This is a genomic window from Pseudomonas putida (assembly GCF_026625125.1).
Classification (GTDB): domain Bacteria; phylum Pseudomonadota; class Gammaproteobacteria; order Pseudomonadales; family Pseudomonadaceae; genus Aquipseudomonas; species Aquipseudomonas putida_X.
In genome coordinates this window covers 5,238,256-5,257,308 of the sequence record NZ_CP113097.1, presented here as the reverse complement: position 1 = coordinate 5,257,308, position 19,053 = coordinate 5,238,256, and the positions used below count along the sequence as shown (strand labels likewise).

15 protein-coding genes, 2 tRNA genes and 2 pseudogenes are annotated in these 19,053 nt (G+C 60.4%); 14 read left to right on the top strand and 5 right to left on the bottom strand.

Annotated features, from left to right (window positions below; genetic code table 11):
- Window positions 1-82 precede the first annotated feature (82 nt).
- From hflK to OSW16_RS24170, 7 genes and pseudogenes are all read left to right on the top strand, one after another.
- Complete coding sequence (gene hflK, locus OSW16_RS24195) at window positions 83-1,264, top strand: FtsH protease activity modulator HflK (protein WP_267819101.1); 1,182 nt, start codon at window positions 83-85, stop codon at window positions 1,262-1,264.
- Window positions 1,264-2,133 carry a protease modulator HflC gene (gene hflC, locus OSW16_RS24190; protein WP_267819099.1) on the top strand — a complete coding sequence of 290 codons (870 nt, stop codon included), beginning with the start codon at window positions 1,264-1,266 and terminating at the stop codon, window positions 2,131-2,133. The genes hflK and hflC overlap by 1 nt, the downstream gene beginning before the upstream one ends.
- 290 nt (window positions 2,134-2,423) lie before the next feature.
- Window positions 2,424-3,611 (top strand): ATP phosphoribosyltransferase regulatory subunit, encoded by a 1,188-nt coding sequence (locus OSW16_RS24185; protein ID WP_241806243.1) that lies wholly within the window; start codon window positions 2,424-2,426, stop codon window positions 3,609-3,611.
- A gap of 56 nt (window positions 3,612-3,667) precedes the next feature.
- The gene (locus tag OSW16_RS24180) at window positions 3,668-4,960 is read left to right on the top strand and encodes an adenylosuccinate synthase (RefSeq protein ID WP_241806242.1); all 1,293 of its coding nucleotides are present in this window, start codon (window positions 3,668-3,670) and stop codon (window positions 4,958-4,960) included.
- A 524-nt stretch (window positions 4,961-5,484) separates the two neighbouring features.
- Window positions 5,485-6,177: pseudogene (locus OSW16_RS27250) on the top strand (methyl-accepting chemotaxis protein); the annotation flags it as partial.
- Between the two features lie 21 nt (window positions 6,178-6,198).
- Entirely contained in the window at window positions 6,199-7,083 is an 885-nt protein-coding gene (locus OSW16_RS27245) for a methyl-accepting chemotaxis protein (protein WP_372490513.1), read from the top strand.
- A 1,214-nt stretch (window positions 7,084-8,297) separates the two neighbouring features.
- The gene (locus tag OSW16_RS24170; protein WP_267819094.1) at window positions 8,298-8,672 is read left to right on the top strand and encodes a hypothetical protein; all 375 of its coding nucleotides are present in this window, start codon (window positions 8,298-8,300) and stop codon (window positions 8,670-8,672) included.
- 63 nt (window positions 8,673-8,735) lie between these two features.
- On the opposite strand, the pseudogene OSW16_RS24165 reads toward OSW16_RS24170, so the two are convergent.
- A pseudogene (locus OSW16_RS24165) lies at window positions 8,736-9,159 on the bottom strand (ABC transporter permease subunit); the annotation flags it as partial.
- Between OSW16_RS24165 and OSW16_RS24160 the strand changes: the two are divergent.
- On the top strand, window positions 9,139-9,315 hold the full coding sequence (locus OSW16_RS24160; RefSeq protein ID WP_267824173.1) for a hypothetical protein: 177 nt from the start codon (window positions 9,139-9,141) through the stop codon (window positions 9,313-9,315). The pseudogene OSW16_RS24165 and the gene OSW16_RS24160 overlap by 21 nt on opposite strands.
- A 699-nt stretch (window positions 9,316-10,014) precedes the next feature.
- On the opposite strand, the gene OSW16_RS24155 is transcribed toward OSW16_RS24160, so the two are convergent.
- The 4 genes from OSW16_RS24155 to OSW16_RS24140 all read right to left on the bottom strand — a co-directional run bounded on the left by OSW16_RS24155 (window position 10,015) and on the right by OSW16_RS24140 (window position 13,036).
- Window positions 10,015-11,580: an ABC transporter permease gene (locus OSW16_RS24155; RefSeq protein ID WP_267819091.1), complete on the bottom strand. Its 1,566-nt coding sequence runs from the start codon at window positions 11,578-11,580 to the stop codon at window positions 10,015-10,017.
- Window positions 11,580-12,593 carry an extracellular solute-binding protein gene (locus OSW16_RS24150; protein WP_241806238.1) on the bottom strand — a complete coding sequence of 338 codons (1,014 nt, stop codon included), beginning with the start codon at window positions 12,591-12,593 and terminating at the stop codon, window positions 11,580-11,582. Before OSW16_RS24150 ends, OSW16_RS24155 begins: the two co-directional genes overlap by 1 nt.
- Window positions 12,594-12,776: 183 nt before the next feature.
- Window positions 12,777-12,863 (bottom strand) — tRNA-Leu (locus OSW16_RS24145).
- An 86-nt stretch (window positions 12,864-12,949) separates the two neighbouring features.
- Window positions 12,950-13,036 (bottom strand) — tRNA-Leu (locus OSW16_RS24140).
- 271 nt (window positions 13,037-13,307) lie between these two features.
- Between OSW16_RS24140 and rnr the strand changes: the two genes are divergently transcribed.
- From rnr to rplI, 6 genes are all read left to right on the top strand, one after another.
- On the top strand, window positions 13,308-15,896 hold the full coding sequence (gene rnr / locus OSW16_RS24135; protein WP_267819088.1) for a ribonuclease R: 2,589 nt from the start codon (window positions 13,308-13,310) through the stop codon (window positions 15,894-15,896).
- On the top strand, window positions 15,893-16,639 hold the full coding sequence (rlmB, locus tag OSW16_RS24130; protein ID WP_012316466.1) for a 23S rRNA (guanosine(2251)-2'-O)-methyltransferase RlmB: 747 nt from the start codon (window positions 15,893-15,895) through the stop codon (window positions 16,637-16,639). Before rnr ends, rlmB begins: the two co-directional genes overlap by 4 nt.
- A gap of 354 nt (window positions 16,640-16,993) precedes the next feature.
- A complete protein-coding gene (rpsF, locus tag OSW16_RS24125; protein ID WP_003249557.1) occupies window positions 16,994-17,419 on the top strand; it encodes a 30S ribosomal protein S6 in 426 nt (141 codons plus the stop codon).
- 28 nt (window positions 17,420-17,447) lie between these two features.
- Window positions 17,448-17,678 carry a 30S ribosomal protein S18 gene (gene rpsR / locus OSW16_RS24120; RefSeq protein WP_003249563.1) on the top strand — a complete coding sequence of 77 codons (231 nt, stop codon included), beginning with the start codon at window positions 17,448-17,450 and terminating at the stop codon, window positions 17,676-17,678.
- Between the two features lie 33 nt (window positions 17,679-17,711).
- On the top strand, window positions 17,712-18,575 hold the full coding sequence (locus OSW16_RS24115) for a hypothetical protein (protein WP_241806236.1): 864 nt from the start codon (window positions 17,712-17,714) through the stop codon (window positions 18,573-18,575).
- 20 nt (window positions 18,576-18,595) lie between these two features.
- A complete protein-coding gene (rplI, locus tag OSW16_RS24110) occupies window positions 18,596-19,042 on the top strand; it encodes a 50S ribosomal protein L9 (protein WP_012316464.1) in 447 nt (148 codons plus the stop codon).
- The last annotated feature ends 11 nt before the right edge of the window (window positions 19,043-19,053 follow it).

The following is a 19,053-nucleotide window of genomic DNA, read 5'->3' as shown; positions in this document are numbered from 1 at the left end:
CGTCGGGCAGCAGTGGCAGGCATTCTGTAGCATTGGACGGCGCGCCGTGGGCGCGTCTTTGCTTTATCAGATGGAGAGCGCTATGGCTTGGAACGAGCCGGGTGGCAACTCGAACAATCAGGATCCCTGGGGCGGTCGCCGCGGTGGTGGTGGCGGCGGTGGCGATAAAAAAGGCCCGCCGGATCTGGACGAGGCCTTCCGCAAACTGCAGGACAGCCTTAACGGCATGTTCGGCAGCGGCAAGAAACGTGGCGGCGGTGACCGCAATGTCGGCAAGGGTGGCGGCTACGGCCTGCTGGGCATCGGCCTGGCGGTGCTGGCTGCCATCTGGCTGTACAGCGCCGTGTACGTGGTCGACGAGCAGGAGCAGGCCGTCGTGCTGCGCTTCGGCAAGTACTATGAAACGGTCGGTCCCGGCCTGAACATCTACTTCCCGCCGATCGATCGCAAGTACATGGAAAACGTCACGCGTGAGCGTGCCTACACCAAGCAGGGCCAGATGCTCACCGAAGACGAGAACATCGTCGAGGTGCCACTGACCGTCCAGTACAAGATCACCAACCTGCAGGACTTCGTGCTCAACGTCGACCAGCCCGAGGTGAGCCTGCAGCATGCCACCGAAAGCGCCCTGCGCCACGTGGTGGGTTCCACCTCGATGGACCAGGTGTTGACCGAGGGTCGTGAGCAGATGGCCGTGGATATCCGCGAACGCCTGCAGCGCTTCCTCGACAACTACCGTACCGGTATCACCGTCACCCAGGTCAACGTCCAGAGCGCGGCAGCCCCGCGTGAAGTGCAGGAAGCCTTCGACGACGTGATCCGTGCCCGTGAAGACGAACAGCGTGCCCGTAACCAGGCCGAGTCCTACGCCAATGGCGTGGTGCCGGAAGCCCGTGGTCAGGCGCAACGCATCATCGAGGACGCCAACGGTTACCGCGACGAAGTCATCGCCCGTGCCAAGGGTGAGGCTGACCGCTTTACCAAGCTGCTCGCCGAGTACCGCAAGGCACCTGACGTAACCCGTCAGCGTCTGTATCTGGAGACCATGCAAGAGGTCTACAGCAACACGAGCAAAGTCATGGTGGCAACCAAGGACGGGCAGAACAACCTGCTCTACCTGCCGCTGGACAAGATGGTCGAAAGCGGTCGCAACAAGTCCGCGCCGGCTACCAGTGTGTCGCCATCGGCCAATGATGCGGCCGCACGTGCGGCGCAGGACCTGCAACAGCAACAGCAGCAGATGCGCACTAGGGAGAGCCGCTGATGAGCAATAAATCGCTGATCGCCCTGATCGCAGCTGTGGTGCTGGCCGTCGTGGCCTGGAACAGCTTCTACATCGTGGCCCAGACCGAACGTGCGGTACTGCTGCAATTCGGCCGTGTGGTCCAGGCGGATGTCCAGCCTGGCCTGCATGTGAAGATTCCTTATGTGAACCAGGTGCGCAGGTTCGACGCCCGCCTGATGACCCTCGACGCCCCGACCCAGCGGTTCCTGACCCTGGAGAAGAAAGCGGTGATGGTCGACGCCTACGCCAAGTGGCGTGTTCAGGATGCCGAGCGTTTCTATACCGCGACTTCCGGTCTCAAGCAGATCGCCGATGAACGTCTGTCGCGTCGTCTGGAAAGCGGCCTGCGTGACCAGTTCGGTAAACGCACCCTGCACGAAGTGGTGTCCGGTGAGCGCGATGCGCTGATGGCTGATATCACCGCATCGCTGAACCGCATGGCCAACAAGGAACTGGGTATCGAGGTGGTCGATGTGCGCGTCAAGGCCATCGACCTGCCGAAGGAAGTCAACCGCAGCGTGTTCGACCGTATGAGCACCGAGCGTGAGCGGGAAGCCCGCGAGCATCGTGCCAAGGGTAACGAGCTGGCAGAGGGTATCCGTGCCGATGCCGACCGTCAGCGCCGCGTGCTGCTGGCCGAAGCCTATCGTGAAGCGGAAGAAACCCGTGGTGATGGTGATGCTCAGTCGGCCGCCATCTATGCCAAGGCCTACACCCAGGACGCCGATTTCTATGCGTTCTACCGTAGCCTTCAGGCATACCGCGACAGCTTCACCAGCAAGAGCGATGTGCTGGTCCTGGATCCGAAGAACGAGTTCTTCCGCTTCCTGGACAAGAGCAAGCCCTGATGCTCTGATCGGGAAGTGCCCCGCCTGGCAGCTAAAATACCAGGCGGGGTGCATCCTGATTAAAAAGGGGTGTATGATGAGGCAGCCGGGAAATTTCCCGGCTTTTTTGCGTCTGCAAGGTTGATTGGCAAAGCGCCAGTTGACGGTTTGGTCAGTTCGCAAGGCAATTCGAGGGTATTGGGTACGGTGGCGGCGCTGGGATCAGTGCTGCCTGCTGCTGTGCGCCAATGCCTGCTTTACTGACGGCTCGCCTGCAGGCAAGCCGCCCGGACCAGAGGGGAAATGGCGTAATGGCAACGGTAGACCGCTGGCTACTGCCAGATGGCATCGAGGAAGTACTGCCACCTGAGGCTGCGCGTATCGAGATCGCGCGTCGTCAGGTGTTGGACCTGTTCCAGAGTTGGGGCTACGAACTGGTCGTCACCCCGCATATCGAGTACCTGGAGTCGCTGCTTACCGGCGCCGGCCAGGACCTGGATCAGCGCACCTTCAAGGTGGTCGACCCGCAGTCCGGTCGCCTGATGGGCTTCCGTGCCGACTTTACCCCGCAGGTGGCGCGCATCGACGCCCACACCCTGCGCCGCGAAGGCCCGAGCCGCCTGTGCTATGCCGGCAGTGTGCTGCACGCCCAGCCGCGTGCCCTGTCCACCTCGCGCAGCCCGATTCAGCTGGGTGCCGAGCTGTACGGCGACGCCAGCCCTACCAGTGATGTCGAAGTCATCAGCCTGATGCTCGCCACGCTGCAACTGACCGACGTCGCGGATGTGCACATGGACCTCGGCCATGTCGGCATCTACCGTGGCCTGGCGCGCGCCGCCGGGTTGTCCGGCGCAGTCGAACAGCAGCTGTTCGATGCCCTGCAGCGCAAGTCGGTCGATGAAGTGCAGGCACTGACTGCCGACTTGCCGAAAGACCTGAGCAACATGCTGCGCGCGCTGGTCGAGCTGTGCGGTGGCCGCGAAGTGCTGGCCGAAGCCCGTGTGCGCCTGGGCCGCGCCCCAGCCAGCGTGCTGGCGGCGCTGGATGACCTGCTGGCGATAGCTGATCGCCTGGCCGCGCGCTACCCGGACCTGCCGCTGTATTTCGATCTTGGCGAGCTGCGTGGCTACAACTACCACACCGGTGTGGTGTTCGCCGTGTTCGTGCCTGGCGAAGGTCAATCGATCGCCCAGGGCGGGCGCTACGACGACATCGGCGCAGATTTCGGCCGGGCCCGCCCGGCCACTGGTTTCTCCACGGATTTGAAGACCCTGGTCACACTGGGGCGAGCGGAGGTCGTATTGCCAACTGGCGGCATCTGGATGCCCGACAGTGGTGACGCGGCCCTCTGGCAGCAGGTCTGCCAGTTGCGCAACGAGGGCCAGCGTGTGGTTCAGGCTCTGCCTGGCCAGCCGTTGAGTGCTGCTCTCGAGGCGGATTGTGATCGGCAATTGATTCAGCAAGACGGGCGCTGGCAGGTTCTGCCGCTGACCCATTGAGTTTCTGCGTCGGCAGTAGGCCGGCAACCAAGTTTGCGTGAATGAGGACCAATGTAATGGGTAAGAATGTCGTCGTCCTGGGCACCCAGTGGGGTGATGAGGGCAAAGGCAAGATCGTCGATCTGCTGACCGAACATGCTGCCGCCGTAGTGCGCTACCAGGGTGGCCACAACGCTGGCCACACGCTGGTGATCAACGGTGAAAAAACCGTTCTGCACCTGATCCCGTCCGGCATCCTGCGCGAAGGCGTGCAGTGCCTGATCGGCAACGGCGTGGTCGTCGCGCCCGATGCCCTGATGCGTGAAATCACCAAGCTGGAAGAGAAGGGCGTACCGGTTCGTGAGCGCCTGCGCATCAGCCCGGCTGCTCCGCTGATCCTGTCGTACCACGTAGCCTTGGACCAGGCCCGCGAGAAAGCCCGTGGCGAAGCCAAGATCGGCACCACCGGCCGCGGTATCGGCCCAGCCTATGAAGACAAGGTCGCCCGTCGCGGCCTGCGCGTCGGCGACCTGTTCCACCGTGAGCGTTTTGCTGCAAAGCTCGGTGAGCTGCTGGACTACCACAACTTCCAGCTGGTCAATTACTACAAAGAGCCGGCCATCGACTTCCAGCAGACGCTGGACGAGTGCATGGAATACGCCGAGCTGCTCAAGCCAATGATGCTCGACGTGACCGCCGAGCTGCACAACCTGCGTCGTGCCGGCAAGGACATCATGTTCGAAGGCGCCCAGGGTTCGCTGCTGGACATCGACCACGGTACCTACCCGTACGTCACCAGCTCCAACACCACTGCTGGCGGTATCTCCACCGGTTCCGGCGTTGGCCCGATGTACCTGGACTATATCCTGGGTATCACCAAGGCCTACACCACGCGCGTGGGTTCCGGCCCGTTCCCGACCGAACTGTTCGACGAAACCGGTGCCGGCCTGGCCAAGCGTGGTCACGAGTTTGGCTCGACCACTGGCCGTGCCCGTCGTTGCGGCTGGTTCGATGCCGTCATCCTGCGTCGCGCCATCGACGTCAACAGCATCTCGGGCATCTGCCTGACCAAGCTGGACGTACTGGACGGCATGGAAACCATCAACATCTGTGTTGGCTACAAGGACGCAAACGGCGCCGTTAACGATGCCCCGTCCGACGCCGACAGCTACATCGGCCTGGAGCCGGTGTATGAAACGATGCCAGGCTGGAGCGAGTCGACCGTGGGCGCCAAGTCCCTGGAAGCCCTGCCAGAAGCTGCTCGCGCTTACATCAAGCGCATCGAGGAGCTGGTTGGCGCGCCGATCGATATCATCTCCACCGGCCCGGACCGCAACGAGACCATCGTGCTGCGTCATCCGTTCGCCTGATCTGCCACAGGCTGATCTGACGCCGCGCTCCTGAAAGGGAGCGCGGCGTTTTTGCATCGGCTTGGCGCTAATAGCACCGCTGCTCAACCTTGGCGTTTCTCCCTGCTCTGCCCGGCACAACCCTTGCTGTAAGAAGTTGCTGTAGATGCCATCAAAATAGTGGCGCCAGAAAGCACGAGGGTTTTACCGTGTCTGCCATCCTCTCACTGTTACGAAGCCGCCTCTTGCGGCCTGTGTTTGTTGCCCTTGGTATCGCCCTTTTGGTGCAGGTGCTGGTCGCCGTTGCGCTGACCCGAAGCACTGTCACTGCCCTTGAGGCCGACTTGGGCGAGCGCCTGGGCAGCGATAGCCGTAAGCTTGCCAGCGAGCTTGAGCAAGCTGGGCAGGACGTACGCGCCGGCCTCGACAGCCTTTCCAGCAGTACGCGACAGCGCCTGAGTGCCGGGCTGTCCGAGCGGCTGCAAACTGAGCAGCAGCAACTGCGCGCAACACTGGAAAAAAACCTTAAGGACTCGGCCAACGACATGGCCCAACTGCTGGCATCGGTCGCCCCGCGGGCTATCTGGGACAACGATGTGCCGGTGCTTTCAGACTTCGCACGCCGGGCCCAGCGCAACCCCAACGTCCTGTTCGTGATTTATGACGACGCCCAGGGTCAGCACCTGACCCGCTACCTGAATCGACAGAACCCGATCAACCAGGCCTTGATGGAAAAGGGCCAGGGTGAGCGGGCCTTGGACAAGGTACTGGATGCCGCTCGCCGCGACCCTTCGGTGTACTTCGTCGAAGCCTCGATCAGCCCCAACGGCGCGGAAATCGGCAAGGTGCTGATGGGGGTATCCACTGCCGGTGTCGATCAGGAGCTCAAAGCCCTGGACCAGCGCTTCGCTGCCTTGATCACCAGTGCAGAGCAGTTGGTGGGCGACAGCCTTGGTGCCGCCGCAGCGGACAGCGGCAAGGCCCTGCGCGAGCGCCTGGAAACCGCACAGGGCAGTGCTACGGCGATGCAGGCCAATACCGCACAAACCGTGCGCCACGCTGCCGCAGAGCTGCGTTGGCGCATCGGGCTGGGTCTTGTGGTGGTAGGGGTGGGTGTTTTGCTGGTAGTGGCCCTGGTGCTAGGCCGGCGAGTGCTCAGCAAGCTGCGCCTGCTGATCACCGCACTCAACGATTTGGCTGCAGGTGAAGGTGACCTGACCAAGCGCGTCAACCTCGACAGTCGCGACGAGATTGGTGACATGGCCTCAGCGGTCAACCGCTTCGTCGACAAGTTGCAGCCGATTGTCCGCGAGGCCGGCGAGGTGGCACAGCGTACGGGGGTCGAGATCGGCAGCATGACCCAGCGCAATGCTGGCGCCGATGCTGCCGCAGCACTGCAACGCGACGAAGTGGCCGCCAGCCTGCGCGACCTGTCGAGCATGGCCGATGAGGCCCAGGCTGAAAGCCACGCCATGCAGGCGGCGCTGCAGCAGGTGGTCGACATCCGGCAAGCGACCGATGAGAACAGCCGCGCGTCAACCCAATTGGCCGGCATGATCGAGAACCTGGCAGGCCAAGTCGAAACCGGCTCGCAGGTGATCGAACGGCTGGCCAGGCAGAGCGAGCAAATCGAGGTGGTGCTGACCGTGATTCACGGCATCGCCGAGCAAACCAACCTTTTGGCGCTCAACGCCGCCATCGAGGCCGCGCGTGCCGGCGAAACCGGGCGCGGCTTCGCCGTGGTGGCCGACGAGGTGCGGGCACTGGCGAGCAAGACGCAAAGCTCGACCGGTGATATTCAGGCCCATATCGCAGCGCTGCAGAAGGGCGCCAAGGAGGCGGTGGCAACCATCGGCCAGGCGGGTCTGAAGGCCAGTGAAGGCCTGTCGGTGCTACGCGAGAACGAGCGCCGGCAGCAGTCGGTGCAGGCGGCAGTGGAGCAGGTGCATGCCGCAATCGGGCTGGCCACGCGGGCCGCTGAGCAGCAAGCGCATGGGGCGCAGGCGGTGCGTGGGCGAGTTGAGAATATCCATGCTCAGGCAGAGCGTTCGGCAGAAGTGGTGATGCAAACCACAGCGAGCAGCAAGGTGCTGGATGACTTGGCGGCGCAGCTACGGGCGAGCCTGGGACAATTCCGCGCCTGATCATGCGAATCAAGGCTTGAGGAGAAGCTGTCTTGCTCAAAATTCGAAAGGCTGTGCGCCCCCTGGGAGCAACTGTCTGGCTCAACTTCTAAAAGTTGCCGTAATCCAAGTGGGAGCCGGCTTGCCGGCGATGGGCCGCAAAGCGGCCCCCAGATGCTCGCTGGCTCCGTCGAGCGCGCTCGGGCTATCACAGCTCCGCTATGGGGGCTGCTGCGCAGCCCATCGCCGGCAAGCCGGCTCCCACCGCGACCGCGCAGTTCCCCAAGCCTGCGGAGCAAACATCTGGAGCCCGTCAAAAAGACGCTAGGGGAGGTTGATGAACTGCATGAAGTCCCACTTGGGTGGTGGCTCGTTAAGCTAGATCTGTCGAGACCAGCGACCTGGTCGGTAGGATTTCTGGTACTGCCGGTGGAGGGATCGTGGGAGGCGCGTTGCTAAGCTCTGTGTGTGTGGCGGTTGGAATTCCCTCAGCCGGATTTGGAGGGGTAACATGCGTCGTAATTGGCGCGGCCGTGGGTGGGAAGTATGGAGGGGATTACGGTGGTGAGTGGATGGGCGGTCTGGGGGAGGTGATTTATGAGAGTGTACGAGAGTGAGTTCCGTAGCAATGACAGTAATCGCGTCTATCCTAATAGCTTGTATGGGGGGCAGCGTGTGCATGATGGTTTATTTGGCTTGTCGTTATGTAAAGGATATTGAAGCGGCCCTGTCTAAATGCAGTTATATTCAGAGTAATAAGGATAATTTTTCATCGGCCGGACTTGTTGGGAAGGTGATGCGGACCTGCCTGGCGGCAAACATGCTTATGATTCCGGGGTTGTTCATTCGAAAAGGTGTGGCAGACGTTTCGGATGTAGAGAGCTTCCCAAAGCCTATTAAAAAAATCCTACTACCATCGTGGCTGGGGCTCGTATTGTCGACGATCTTGTTCTTTGCTTTCAATTGGATAATAAGGGTTTTAACGTGAGCCAATGATGTAGCCTCAAGTGCTCAGGCTGTTTTCCCAAATCGCTTGGTAGAAAGGCTGAGTGCGTCGAGAGGAGTTCGCTAGTTGCGGGCTTGGGAGTGGGCGATTGGTGGATATGTCGGGGCGTATGGAGGCAATAGCATTTGTTGCTGTAGGTATTCCCACCGATGGAATGGCAAATTCCGCATGCGTAATATTGCAAGTGTCGCTGGAGAAGAGGAGGGGAGGTTTTGTATGAGGCGGTGCGATGAGTAACTTGCACCTGGCGGTGCTCGGTGTGGCTGTGATTATTTCTCCATTTTTGATGTTTGGTGTGTGGGTTTTTTTAGTGTATCGATATTTGGATCGTATCGAATCAATCTTATCAAATAGTCGAATGGTGGCTGTGAATAGAGAAATTTATTCTCATGCTGGGTTGCTCGGGAAAGTCATGCGGTTAGGTTCGATTTCTGCAATGCTATCTATGAAATATTTTAGCGTCCGAAAGAGTTTACTAGATAGCGATGACGTTAGTAAGGTTCCCATCGATTTGCACAGGCTGTTAGTGCTCTTGTGGAATATGCAAATATTGCTGATTGCACTGATTGTTCTGTTTTTTATTTGGATAGAGTACTGGAGGTAGGCTCCTGTGTGTCGTTCGAAAACCAAGGCTGCTCGCCAGCCTGGAGTCGTTCTGACGCCTTATTCAAATACATCGCGTGGTCAGCAGATAAACTGGCAAGCCCGAAACCACAATCAGCAATGCCGCATAGGGTGCCGCCGCCGCAAATTCGACGTTGGCGGTATGCGCCCAGAGCTCGGTGGCCAGAGTGGTCATGCCAGTCGGGCTAAGTAGCAGGGTGGCGGTAAGCTACTTCATGGCATCAAGAAACACCGTGGCGAACGCCGTCGTTAGCGTCTGGCCGATGGTAGGCAAGGTCACTCGGCAGAACGTCGCGAAACCGCTGGCGCCCAAGGTACGGGTTGCTTCTTCGAGGGTCGGGGAGGCCTTGTTTAGTGCGGTACGCACAGGCGCCTGGGCCAGTGGTAAGAACAGCAGCGGAGGCCTGCATTAGCAGCGCGGTAGTTTTTTAGAACGCTGACACGTAGTGCAGGGCAATGTCCATGAGGCGGGCGAAGTGGCGCAGCGGACCTGTGTCGAAATCGGCGCCATGGCCCTGCGTGATGCCGGTGCCGACCCCGACGCAGCCGCCGCGCTAAGGCGGGGCGAACTGGCCGGCAGCCTGCGCGACCTGTCGCGCATGGCATTGGCGGCAGCACCGTAGGGGAAGCCTTTGGAGGTGCTATTGCTATAGTGGTGTGTACGCCGGTCTTGGGTATTTCTACTGGAGGGAGCAATGCATAAGCTTTGCTGTATTGGGTGGGACTGTAGGTGCCAGGATTGGTGGAGACAAAGGTGGACAAGGCGGGGAATATTTTGCTGACATATTTTGGCGTAGTGTAAATCCATGGCAATCACTGTGGTGGATCTGGTTGTATTGAGCTGTTTTGTTTTAGCGGTATTATCCCTCTTGGTGTTGGTGTATTTATCGTATCGTTATCTAGAGTTTATAGAGTCTATGCTTTCCAACTCTAGTTTTGTGATGGGGAATAAAAACCTGTATTCGCGGGCGGGCTTGATCGGGCGTGTCATGCGGATCTGCACGGTCTCGATAGTGCTGACTATGCCAAAGATATTCATTAATAGAGGGCTGGTTGACTCAAGGGAGGTAGTTAGGTTTCCGGTGGCGATGCGGTGTATATTGGTTGTGCTATGGAATTTTATGCTCATCTCATTTTTAATTTTTGTCTGTATGAGTGAGTACTGATTAGGCCTTTGATACTTTCGTTTCCAGCATGTTCGCTGCGAGTTCAGAAGGTGACTTGCGCAGGCCGCGGTGAGCGTTTGCCGCTTGTCTTGATGACAGCTTCTTTTGTCCAGCGCCTAGTCACGGTCCAGGCTGCTCGCCAGCCTGGACAGGTTCTCACGCCTTGTTCAAATACATCCGCGTCGTGAGCAGATATACCGGCAATCCTGAAACCAAGATCAACAACGCTGCATAAGGCGCCGCCGCCGCGAACTCGACGTTGGCAGTATGCGCCCAGACCTCGGTGGCCAGGGTGGTCATGCCAGTGGGGCTGAGCAGCAGGGTGGCCGTCAGTTCCTTCATGGCATCGAGGAATACCAGTGCGAAGGCGGCCGCCAAGGCTGGGAAGATGATCGGCAAGGTCACCCGGCAAAACGCCGCGAAGCTACTGGCACCCAAGGTGCGGGCCGCCTCTTCGAGTGTCGGTGAGGCTTTGTTCAGGGCAGTGCGCACCGGCGCTTGGGCCAGTGGCAGGAACAGCAACGCATAAGCCAGCAGCAAAAGCGCAGTGGTCTGGTACAGCGCCGGCACGTAGTGCAGGGCGAACACCACCAGCGTCAGTGCAATCACCAGGCCGGGCAGGGCGTGCAGCAGGTAGGGCAGACGCTCGGCCCAGATCGCCAGGCGGCCTTTGTAGCGCACCACCAGGAAACTCACCGGCAGCGCCAGCAGCACACAGAAACCTGCGCCCCCCAGCGATACTGACAGCGAGGTGAGCAGCGCCTTGCTGATCGCCGCGACCGGGAACGCCGCCGACGAACCCACGCTCAGCCAGTAGCCGAGCATGGCCAGCGGAATCCCGCTACCCAGTATCGCCAGCGCCACGCAGAACAGCTGCGCCAGGGGCATCCATCGGCCCAGGCGCATCGGCTGCGCACGGCGTGCCACACCTTGGCCGATGCGCACGTGGCGCGCCTTGCCACGCACTTTCAGCTCCAGCCAGAGCATCGCCAGGCACAGCGCCAGCAGCACTGCCGAGAGCATGGCGGCGTTTGCGTTGCTGAACTCCAGTTCGAACTGTTGATAGATCGCCGTGGTGAAGGTCTGCAGGCCCAGGATCGACAAGGCGCCGAACTCCACCAGCATGTGCAGGGCAATCAGCAATGCGCCGCCGAGCATCGACGGCCACAGCAGCGGCAGGGTGACCTTGGTGAACACGCCCCAGCGGCTGCAGCCCAGCGTGCGCGCCGACTCTTCAAGCGAAGTGTCGAGGTTGCGCAGAGTGGCAGCCACCGGCAGGAATATAAGTGGGTACTTGGAAAGGGCCATGACCAGAATGGCCCCGCCCAGCCCCTCGAAGTCCGAGCTCAGCGACACCCAGGTAAAGCTGCTGACGAACGATGGTACGGCGAATGGCAGGCACAGCACTACGCCCCACAGGCGACGGCCTGGCAGATTGCTGCGTTCGAGTAGCCACGCCAGCGCCAGGCCAACCATCATGCACGCCACCGTCACCCCGACCATCAGCATCAGGGTGTTGCGCATCAGGCCCCAGACGAATGGGCGCCAGAGCAGGTGCAAGGCTTCGCGCCAGCCGGCTTCCCAGGCTTTCATCGCGACGTACAGCAATGGCAGCAAGCTCATTGCAACCAGAAACAGTACAGGCAGCACCACCCAGATGGAGGGGCGCTTGCGGCGCGGTACGAAGCGTACCGGCACCGGCTCGGACAGGGCGGCGGTCATCAGAGCAGGCCGACCTCACGTTCAAGCTCCAGCGCTTCCTCGGCATTGCCCAGGTCGGCTGGCGAGATTTTCGGCGGGCGCAGGTCTTCGAACGGCTTCAGTCCACGGTCGGACACCATGCCTTTGTGCAGTGGGTATTCAGCAGTGGTCTGGGTGATCACGCGCTGACCTTCTTCGCTGGCCATCCAGTTGAGCAGCGCCTGGGCTTCCTTCGGGTGCTTGCTGGCCTTGACCGCAGCGGCGCCGGAGATAGTCACCAGGTTGCCGGCGTCACCGTCGGCCAGGTAGTACAGCTTGGAGTCCAGTTTGCCGCGCTCACGCTCCAGGGCGTACCAGTAGTAGTTGTTCACCAGCACGGCGGCGACTTCGCCTTTTTCCACGGCTTTCAGGGCGACCATATTGTTGGTGTAGGTCTTGCCGAAGGCTTTCAGGCCGGTAAGCCATTCTTCGGTGGCTTCACGGCCGTGCATCTTGAGGATGGCAACAGCCTGTTCCTGGAAGGCACCGCTGGTCGGTACGAAACCGACCTTGCCGTCCCACTCGGGGTTGGCGAAATCCATTACCGTGGTCGGCAGGTCTTTCTCGTCGATCTTCTTCGGGTTGAACACCACCACGCGGGTGCGCGCGGTCACGCCCATCCAGGAACCGTTGGCGGCAACGTATTCTTTGGGCAGCATGTTCAGCGTGGCGTCATCGATCTTGGCCAGCAAACCCAGCTCGCCCAGGTTGTTCAGCGGCGGCGATTCTTCGGTGTAGATGATGTCGGCCGGCGAGCGGTCGCCTTCCTCGATGATCTGGCTGGCCAGCTGGTTGCTGCTGCCTTTGCGAATATTGATATGGATGCCGGTCTTGGCCTCATAGGCCTTGGCGATAGCTTCGCCGATTTCCTTGTGCTGACCGTTGTACATGGTCAGTGTGACCGGCTCGTCTGCCATGGCGGCCGGGGCGCCCACCACCAGGCTAAGAACAGCGGCGGCCAGGGTGCGCATCAGCGGTTGCGGACGGATCGTCATGCGGGTACTTCCTCGCTTACGGCTACATATTTGGAAACAATGGTAAACGAAATCGTTTCTCAAGTGGCCGTGTGACGAGAAATTCATGGTCAGCCCATCGTCGGATGGTTCGCCATGCAGGGGAGGGCTGAAACAAAATCGCAGGCAAGAAAAAACCCACTAGCAAGCTAGTGGGTTTTTGTATGGTGCCCAGGAGAAGACTCGAACTTCCACGACCGTTAAGTCACTGATACCTGAAACCAGCGCGTCTACCAATTCCGCCACCTGGGCAAAGCTTTACATCATCTGATGAAGGCGACTATCGTTCGCTTCACACAGTAGTAACAGATCCTTGGTCATCTGTTACTTGAAATACTTGGTGCCCAGGAGAAGACTCGAACTTCCACGACCTTGCGGTCACTGATACCTGAAACCAGCGCGTCTACCAATTCCGCCACCTGGGCACACATTCGAGATAAAAAAGATGCTTTACAGCGCCGTTCATCTCTACTACAACTTCGGGGTTGTCCGTCGTTGTGGTGCGCACTATACGGACGCTCCCAAGGGCTGTAAAGCCCCTGATCAAAAAAAATTTCAAAAATTCAACCTGTTGATTCCACACGCCTATTGCCGCACTGCGGACATGCTGCTGGGGCTGTCCAAGCCCGACATTTCCGGTTTCAATAGGCCTATGCCAGAATTCATATCTATATACCCCAAGGTGAACCCCTTCTGATGGCCGATTGGCAATCCCTCGATCCCGAGGCCGCTCGCGAAGCGGAAAAATACGACAACCCTATCCCCAGCCGTGAGCTGATCCTGCAGCGCCTTGCCGACCGTGGCGAACCGGCCGCGCGCGAGGAGCTGGCGGCCGAGTTCGGTCTTTACGAAGAAGACCAGATCGAAGCCCTGCGCCGCCGCCTGCGCGCCATGGAGCGTGACGGCCAACTTATCTATACCCGGCGCGGCACCTACGCCCCGGTCGACAAACTGGACCTGATCTGCGGCCGGATCTCCGGCCACCGCGACGGTTTCGGTTTCCTCATCCCTGACGATGGCAGCGACGACCTGTTCCTCAGCCCGTCGCAAATGCGCCTGGTATTCGATGGCGACCGTGCCTTGGCGCGTGTCTCGGGGCTCGACCGTCGTGGCCGGCGTGAAGGTGTGCTGGTAGAGGTCATTTCCCGCGGCCACGAAAGCGTGGTCGGCCGCTATTTCGAAGAGGGCGGTATCGGCTATGTGACGCCGGACAACCCCAAGATCCAGCAGGAAGTGCTGGTGACCGCGGGCCGTAACGGTGGTGCCAAGATCGGCCAGTTCGTCGAAATCAAGATCACCCACTGGCCAACTCCGCGGTTCCAGCCCCAAGGCGATGTGGTCGAAGTGATCGGCAACTACATGGCGCCGGGCATGGAAATCGATGTCGCCCTGCGCAGCTATGACATCCCGCACGTCTGGCCCCAGGATGTGATCAAAGAGGCGCGCAAGTTCCGCTCCGAAGTCGAAGAGAAGGACAAGGAAAAGCGCATCGACCTGCGCCACTTGCCCTTCGTCACCATCGACGGCGAGGATGCCCGCGACTTCGACGACGCAGTTTATTGTGAGCCGCTTGGCAAGCTGCGGCTGTTCTCCGGTGGCTGGCGCCTCTATGTGGCCATCGCTGACGTGTCCAGCTACGTGCGTCTGGGTTCTGCCCTGGATGTCGAGGCGCAGCAGCGCGGCAACTCGGTGTACTTCCCCGAGCGCGTTGTACCGATGCTTCCGGAAGAGCTGTCCAACGGCCTGTGCTCGCTGAACCCGCACGTCGATCGTCTGGCCATGGTCTGCGAAATGACCATGAACAAGGCCGGCCAGATGGTCGACTACCAGTTCTACGAAGGGGTGATCCACTCCCATGCCCGCCTGACCTACAACAAGGTCAGCAGCATGCTCGAGCATGCCCGCACCCGTGAGGGCAAGGCGCTGCGCGAGGAATACAAGGAAGTCCTGCCAGACCTGAAGAACCTGTACAACCTGTACAAGGTGCTGCTGGATGCCCGTCACGCCCGCGGCGCCATTGATTTCGAAACTCAGGAAACCCGCATCATCTTCGGTGAGGATCGCAAGATTGCGGAAATCCGCCCGACCGTGCGCAACGATGCTCACAAGCTGATCGAAGAATGCATGCTGGCGGCCAACGTCGCCACGGCCGAATTCCTCAACAAGCATGGCGTGCCGGCGCTGTACCGCGTGCACGATGGCCCGCCACCGGAGCGCCTTGAAAAGCTGCGTGCCTTCCTGGGCGAGCTGGGCCTTAGCCTGCACAAAGGCAAAGACCCTTCGCCCAAGGACTACCAGGCACTGCTTGCAAGCATCGCCGGGCGCCCGGATTTCCACCTGATCCAGACGGTGATGCTGCGTTCGCTGAGCCAGGCGGTGTACAGCACCGACAACAACGGCCACTTCGGTTTGAACTACGAGGCGTACACGCACTTTACCTCGCCGATCCGTCGCTACCCGGACCTGCTGGTGCACCGCGCCATCCGCAGCGTCATCCGTTCCAAGGTCGATACTCCGCACGTCAAGCGTGCCGGCGCCATGAGCATTCCCAAGGCGCGTATCTATCCGTACGACGTGAACACGCTCGACCAGCTCGGCGAGCAGTGCTCCATGACCGAGCGCCGTGCCGACGAAGCCACCCGTGACGTGGTCAACTGGCTCAAGTGCGAATTCATGAAGGACCGCGTGGGCGAGACCTTCCCTGGCGTGATCACCGCGGTCACCGGTTTCGGGCTGTTTGTCGAACTGACCGATATCTATGTCGAAGGCCTGGTGCACGTCAGTGCGCTGCCGGGTGACTACTACCACTTCGACCCCGTGCATCACCGCTTGTCGGGTGAACGAACCGGGCGCAGCTTCCGTCTGGGCGACACCATCGAGGTCAAGGTCATGCGCGTTGATCTTGATGAGCGCAAGATCGACTTCGAAGTGTCCGAACAGCAACTCGCCGCGCCGATTGGCCGCAAGAACCGTGGTGCTGCACCGGTTGCAGGCGCTGCAGAAAAAGCCGAGCAGCAGCCGGCGGTGGAGGCCAGGGCTACCCCGAAACCGCGCAGCCGCAAGAGCGAGGCCGCCGAGGCTTATTTCCCGAAAGACGCCGTGCAGCGTAACGCCGAAGTGCGCAAAAGCCGCGAAATGAAGAAGGCGCTGATGACCGACGCGCGCACTGGCGGCCACGCTGGCAGCAAGTCGGACAAAGGCGGCAAGCCCTCCGGCAAGCCCACCAAGCACCGTAAAGGCCCACCGAAGTCCGGTGCGCCGCGCAAGAGCAAGAACAAGTCATGAGTCAGCTGGAAAAAATCTACGGCGTGCATGCCGTGCAAGCGCTGCTGCAGCACCACCCGAAGCGGGTCAAGCAGATCTGGCTGTCGGAAGGGCGCAGTGAGCCACGCATCCAGGCGTTGCTGGCATTGGCCGCAGAAAACCGTGTGCAAGTCGGCCAGGCCGAGCGCCGTGAGCTGGATGCCTGGGTCGAGGGTGTCCACCAGGGCGTGGTTGCCGAGGTCAGCCCAAGCCAGGTGTGGGGCGAGTTGATGCTCGAGGAGTTGCTCGAGCGCACCGAAACGCCACCGCTGATCCTGGTGCTGGACGGTGTCACCGATCCGCACAACCTTGGCGCCTGCCTGCGCACCGCCGATGCTGCCGGGGCTACGGCAGTGGTAGTGCCCAAGGACAAATCCGCGACGCTGACGCCGGTGGTGCGCAAGGTGGCCTGCGGCGCAGCGGAAGTGATTCCGCTGGTGGCCGTGACCAACCTGGCGCGCACCCTGGAGAAACTTCAGCAGCGTGGCCTGTGGGTGGTGGGTACGGCCGGTGAGGCCGAGCAAGAGATCTATCAGCAGGACCTGACCGGCCCGCTGGTGATGATCATGGGCGCCGAAGGCAAGGGCATGCGCCGGCTGACCCGTGAGCACTGCGATTTTCTGGTCAAGTTGCCAATGTCGGGCAGCGTCAGCAGCCTGAACGTCTCGGTGGCTACGGGCGTTTGCCTGTTCGAGGCAGTGCGCCAGCGCCAGGCCAAACGCTGATCTTGCGCCTGTAAGGCGCCATCACCGCCAAGCCGGCACTCCACGGGTACTGCCATAGGTTCAATGCCTGTGGTGGTCCGGTGGAAGCAACCGTCGTGCTCAACGTCTAATAGCTGACGCGATCCCTGTGGAAGCCGGCTGGCCGGCGATGAAGGGCGTGCAGGTATAAAGTGTTTCCGGCTGTTCAAATAATCGCCAATCACCTTGCTTGTGCGCACCGCCTTCTCTACAATTGCGCCCCTTGCCGAGCTGGCAGGTGCGCATGTGCCTCCCCTCCATGGCAAGACATACAGTGTCATTCACTCCTTGTCTGACCAGATACGCTGGCAGACTACTAACCCGTAAGGAGCATTCATGCGTCATTACGAAATCATCTTCCTGGTTCACCCGGACCAGAGCGAGCAAGTCGGCGGCATGGTTGAGCGTTACACCAAGCTGATCGAAGAAGATGGTGGCAAGATCCACCGCCTGGAAGATTGGGGCCGTCGTCAACTGGCCTACGCAATCAACAATGTTCACAAGGCTCACTACGTGATGCTGAACGTTGAGTGCACCGGCAAGGCCCTGGCCGAGCTGGAAGACAACTTCCGCTACAACGATGCCGTGATCCGTAACCTGGTCATCCGTCGCGACGAAGCCGTAACCGGTCAGTCCGAGATGCTGAAGGCCGAAGAGAACCGCAGCGAGCGCCGTGAGCGTCGTGAGCGTCCTGAGCATGCTGACTCCGCCGAAGGCGACGACAGCAATGACAGCGACTCCAGCGATAACGCTGACGAGTAATCCACGGACCTTTTGAGGAGCCTATTACATGGCACGTTTCTTCCGTCGTCGTAAATTCTGCCGCTTCACTGCTGAAGACGTGAAAGAGATCGACTTCAAAGATCTCAACACCCTGAAAGCTTACGTATCCGAAACCGGCAAAATCGTTCCAAGCCGTATCACCGGTACCAAAGCTCGTTATCAGCGTCAGCTGGCTACCGCTATCAAGCGCGCCCGCTTCCTGGCCCTGCTGCCCTACACCGACAGCCACGGCCGCTGAGACCGGGTCGTCGACAAGTAGTAAGGGATAAGCATGCGAGCGTTGGCTGATTTCATCATGCGCGGTCGTGTGCAGGCCACCTTGGTGGTGGTCGTGAGTGCGGTATTACCGCTGCTGTTCTGGTTGAGTGCCGCTGCCGGGAGCCTTGTGCTGCTGCGGCGCGGGTTCAAGGACGCTTCAACGGTCATCGCTTTCGGCCTTTTGCCGGCGGTGGCCATATGGGCCTTCGGTGATCCAAGCACCTTGCTGGTGCTGGTGGGAACACTGGGGCTGGCCGCCTTGTTGCGTGCCGGGCATTCCTGGAGCCGGGTGTTGTTGTCCAGTGTTGTGTTGGGGTTGGTCTACAGCCTCATCCTGGACGCGGTACTGCGCGAAACCTTCGAGGTGTTGGCCAAGGCGCTTTCCGAAGCGCTGCCGCAAGTCGAAGGCAAGCCAGTCATTCCCGGTGAGCTGATCGGCCCTGTGCTGGTCGCTTCCACAGCGGTGATGTTGCAGTTGTTCAGTGTGCTGGCTTTGATGCTGGCGCGTTATTGGCAAGCAGCGTTGTACAACCCTGGAGGCTTCGGTCGCGAGTTTCGCGCCCTGAAGTTGCCGCGGGCAGTCATGCTGGCTCTGGTTGCCGCGATGGTGTTGGGTCCGTTCATCGGCCCGCAGTTCATCGTCTTGGCTTCCGCGTCCAGCCTGGTGCTCGTCCTGGCCGGCATCGCCTTGATGCATGGGCTGGTGGCACAGGGTCGACTGGCCGGTTTCTGGCTGGTCGGCATGTATGTAACGCTGCCGCTGATAATGCAGCTGATTTATCCGTTGCTCGTGGTTTTGGCCATTGTCGACAGCCTGATTGATTTTCGCGGTCGCAAGTCCCCTGAGGGAAATGACTCCGCGAACGGTGAAGGTTAAAAGTTAAGAGGTTTTACCAAATGGAACTGATCCTGCTGGAAAAAGTCGCTAACCTGGGCAACCTGGGCGACAAAGTTAAGGTTAAGGCTGGTTACGGCCGTAACTTCCTGCTGCCATTCGGCAAGGCCACCGTTGCCAACGCCGCCAACCTGGCTGCGTTCGAAGAGCGTCGCGCCGAGCTGGAAAAAGCAGCTGCTGACCGTAAATCGTCGGCTGAAAGCCGCGCTGCCCAACTGGCCGAGCTGGAAGTGACCATCACTGCCACCGCTGGCGACGAAGGCAAGCTGTTCGGTTCGATCGGCACCCACGACATCGCTGACGCTCTGACCGCCTCCGGCGTTGAAGTGGCCAAAGCTGAAGTTCGTCTGCCGAACGGCACCATCCGTCAGGTTGGCGAATACGACGTAGCCGTGCACCTGCACAGCGACGTTGAAGCCACTGTACGTGTGGTCGTCGTAGCAGCCTAAGCTGCGCTGAC

Bases quoted from the DNA above. Each gene is read 5' to 3' on its own strand.
- hflK (WP_267819101.1), top strand. From the start codon at position 83: ATGGCTTGGAACGAGCCGGGTGGCAACTCGAACAATCAGGATCCCTGG.
- hflC (WP_267819099.1), top strand. From the start codon at position 1,264: ATGAGCAATAAATCGCTGATCGCCCTGATCGCAGCTGTGGTGCTGGCC.
- OSW16_RS24185 (WP_241806243.1), top strand. From the start codon at position 2,424: ATGGCAACGGTAGACCGCTGGCTACTGCCAGATGGCATCGAGGAAGTA.
- OSW16_RS24180 (WP_241806242.1), top strand. From the start codon at position 3,668: ATGGGTAAGAATGTCGTCGTCCTGGGCACCCAGTGGGGTGATGAGGGC.
- OSW16_RS27245 (WP_372490513.1), top strand. From the start codon at position 6,199: ATGGCCTCAGCGGTCAACCGCTTCGTCGACAAGTTGCAGCCGATTGTC.
- OSW16_RS24170 (WP_267819094.1), top strand. From the start codon at position 8,298: ATGAGTAACTTGCACCTGGCGGTGCTCGGTGTGGCTGTGATTATTTCT.
- OSW16_RS24155 (WP_267819091.1), bottom strand. From the start codon at position 11,580: ATGACCGCCGCCCTGTCCGAGCCGGTGCCGGTACGCTTCGTACCGCGC.
- OSW16_RS24150 (WP_241806238.1), bottom strand. From the start codon at position 12,593: ATGACGATCCGTCCGCAACCGCTGATGCGCACCCTGGCCGCCGCTGTT.
- rnr (WP_267819088.1), top strand. From the start codon at position 13,308: ATGGCCGATTGGCAATCCCTCGATCCCGAGGCCGCTCGCGAAGCGGAA.
- rlmB (WP_012316466.1), top strand. From the start codon at position 15,893: ATGAGTCAGCTGGAAAAAATCTACGGCGTGCATGCCGTGCAAGCGCTG.
- rpsF (WP_003249557.1), top strand. From the start codon at position 16,994: ATGCGTCATTACGAAATCATCTTCCTGGTTCACCCGGACCAGAGCGAG.
- rpsR (WP_003249563.1), top strand. From the start codon at position 17,448: ATGGCACGTTTCTTCCGTCGTCGTAAATTCTGCCGCTTCACTGCTGAA.
- OSW16_RS24115 (WP_241806236.1), top strand. From the start codon at position 17,712: ATGCGAGCGTTGGCTGATTTCATCATGCGCGGTCGTGTGCAGGCCACC.
- rplI (WP_012316464.1), top strand. From the start codon at position 18,596: ATGGAACTGATCCTGCTGGAAAAAGTCGCTAACCTGGGCAACCTGGGC.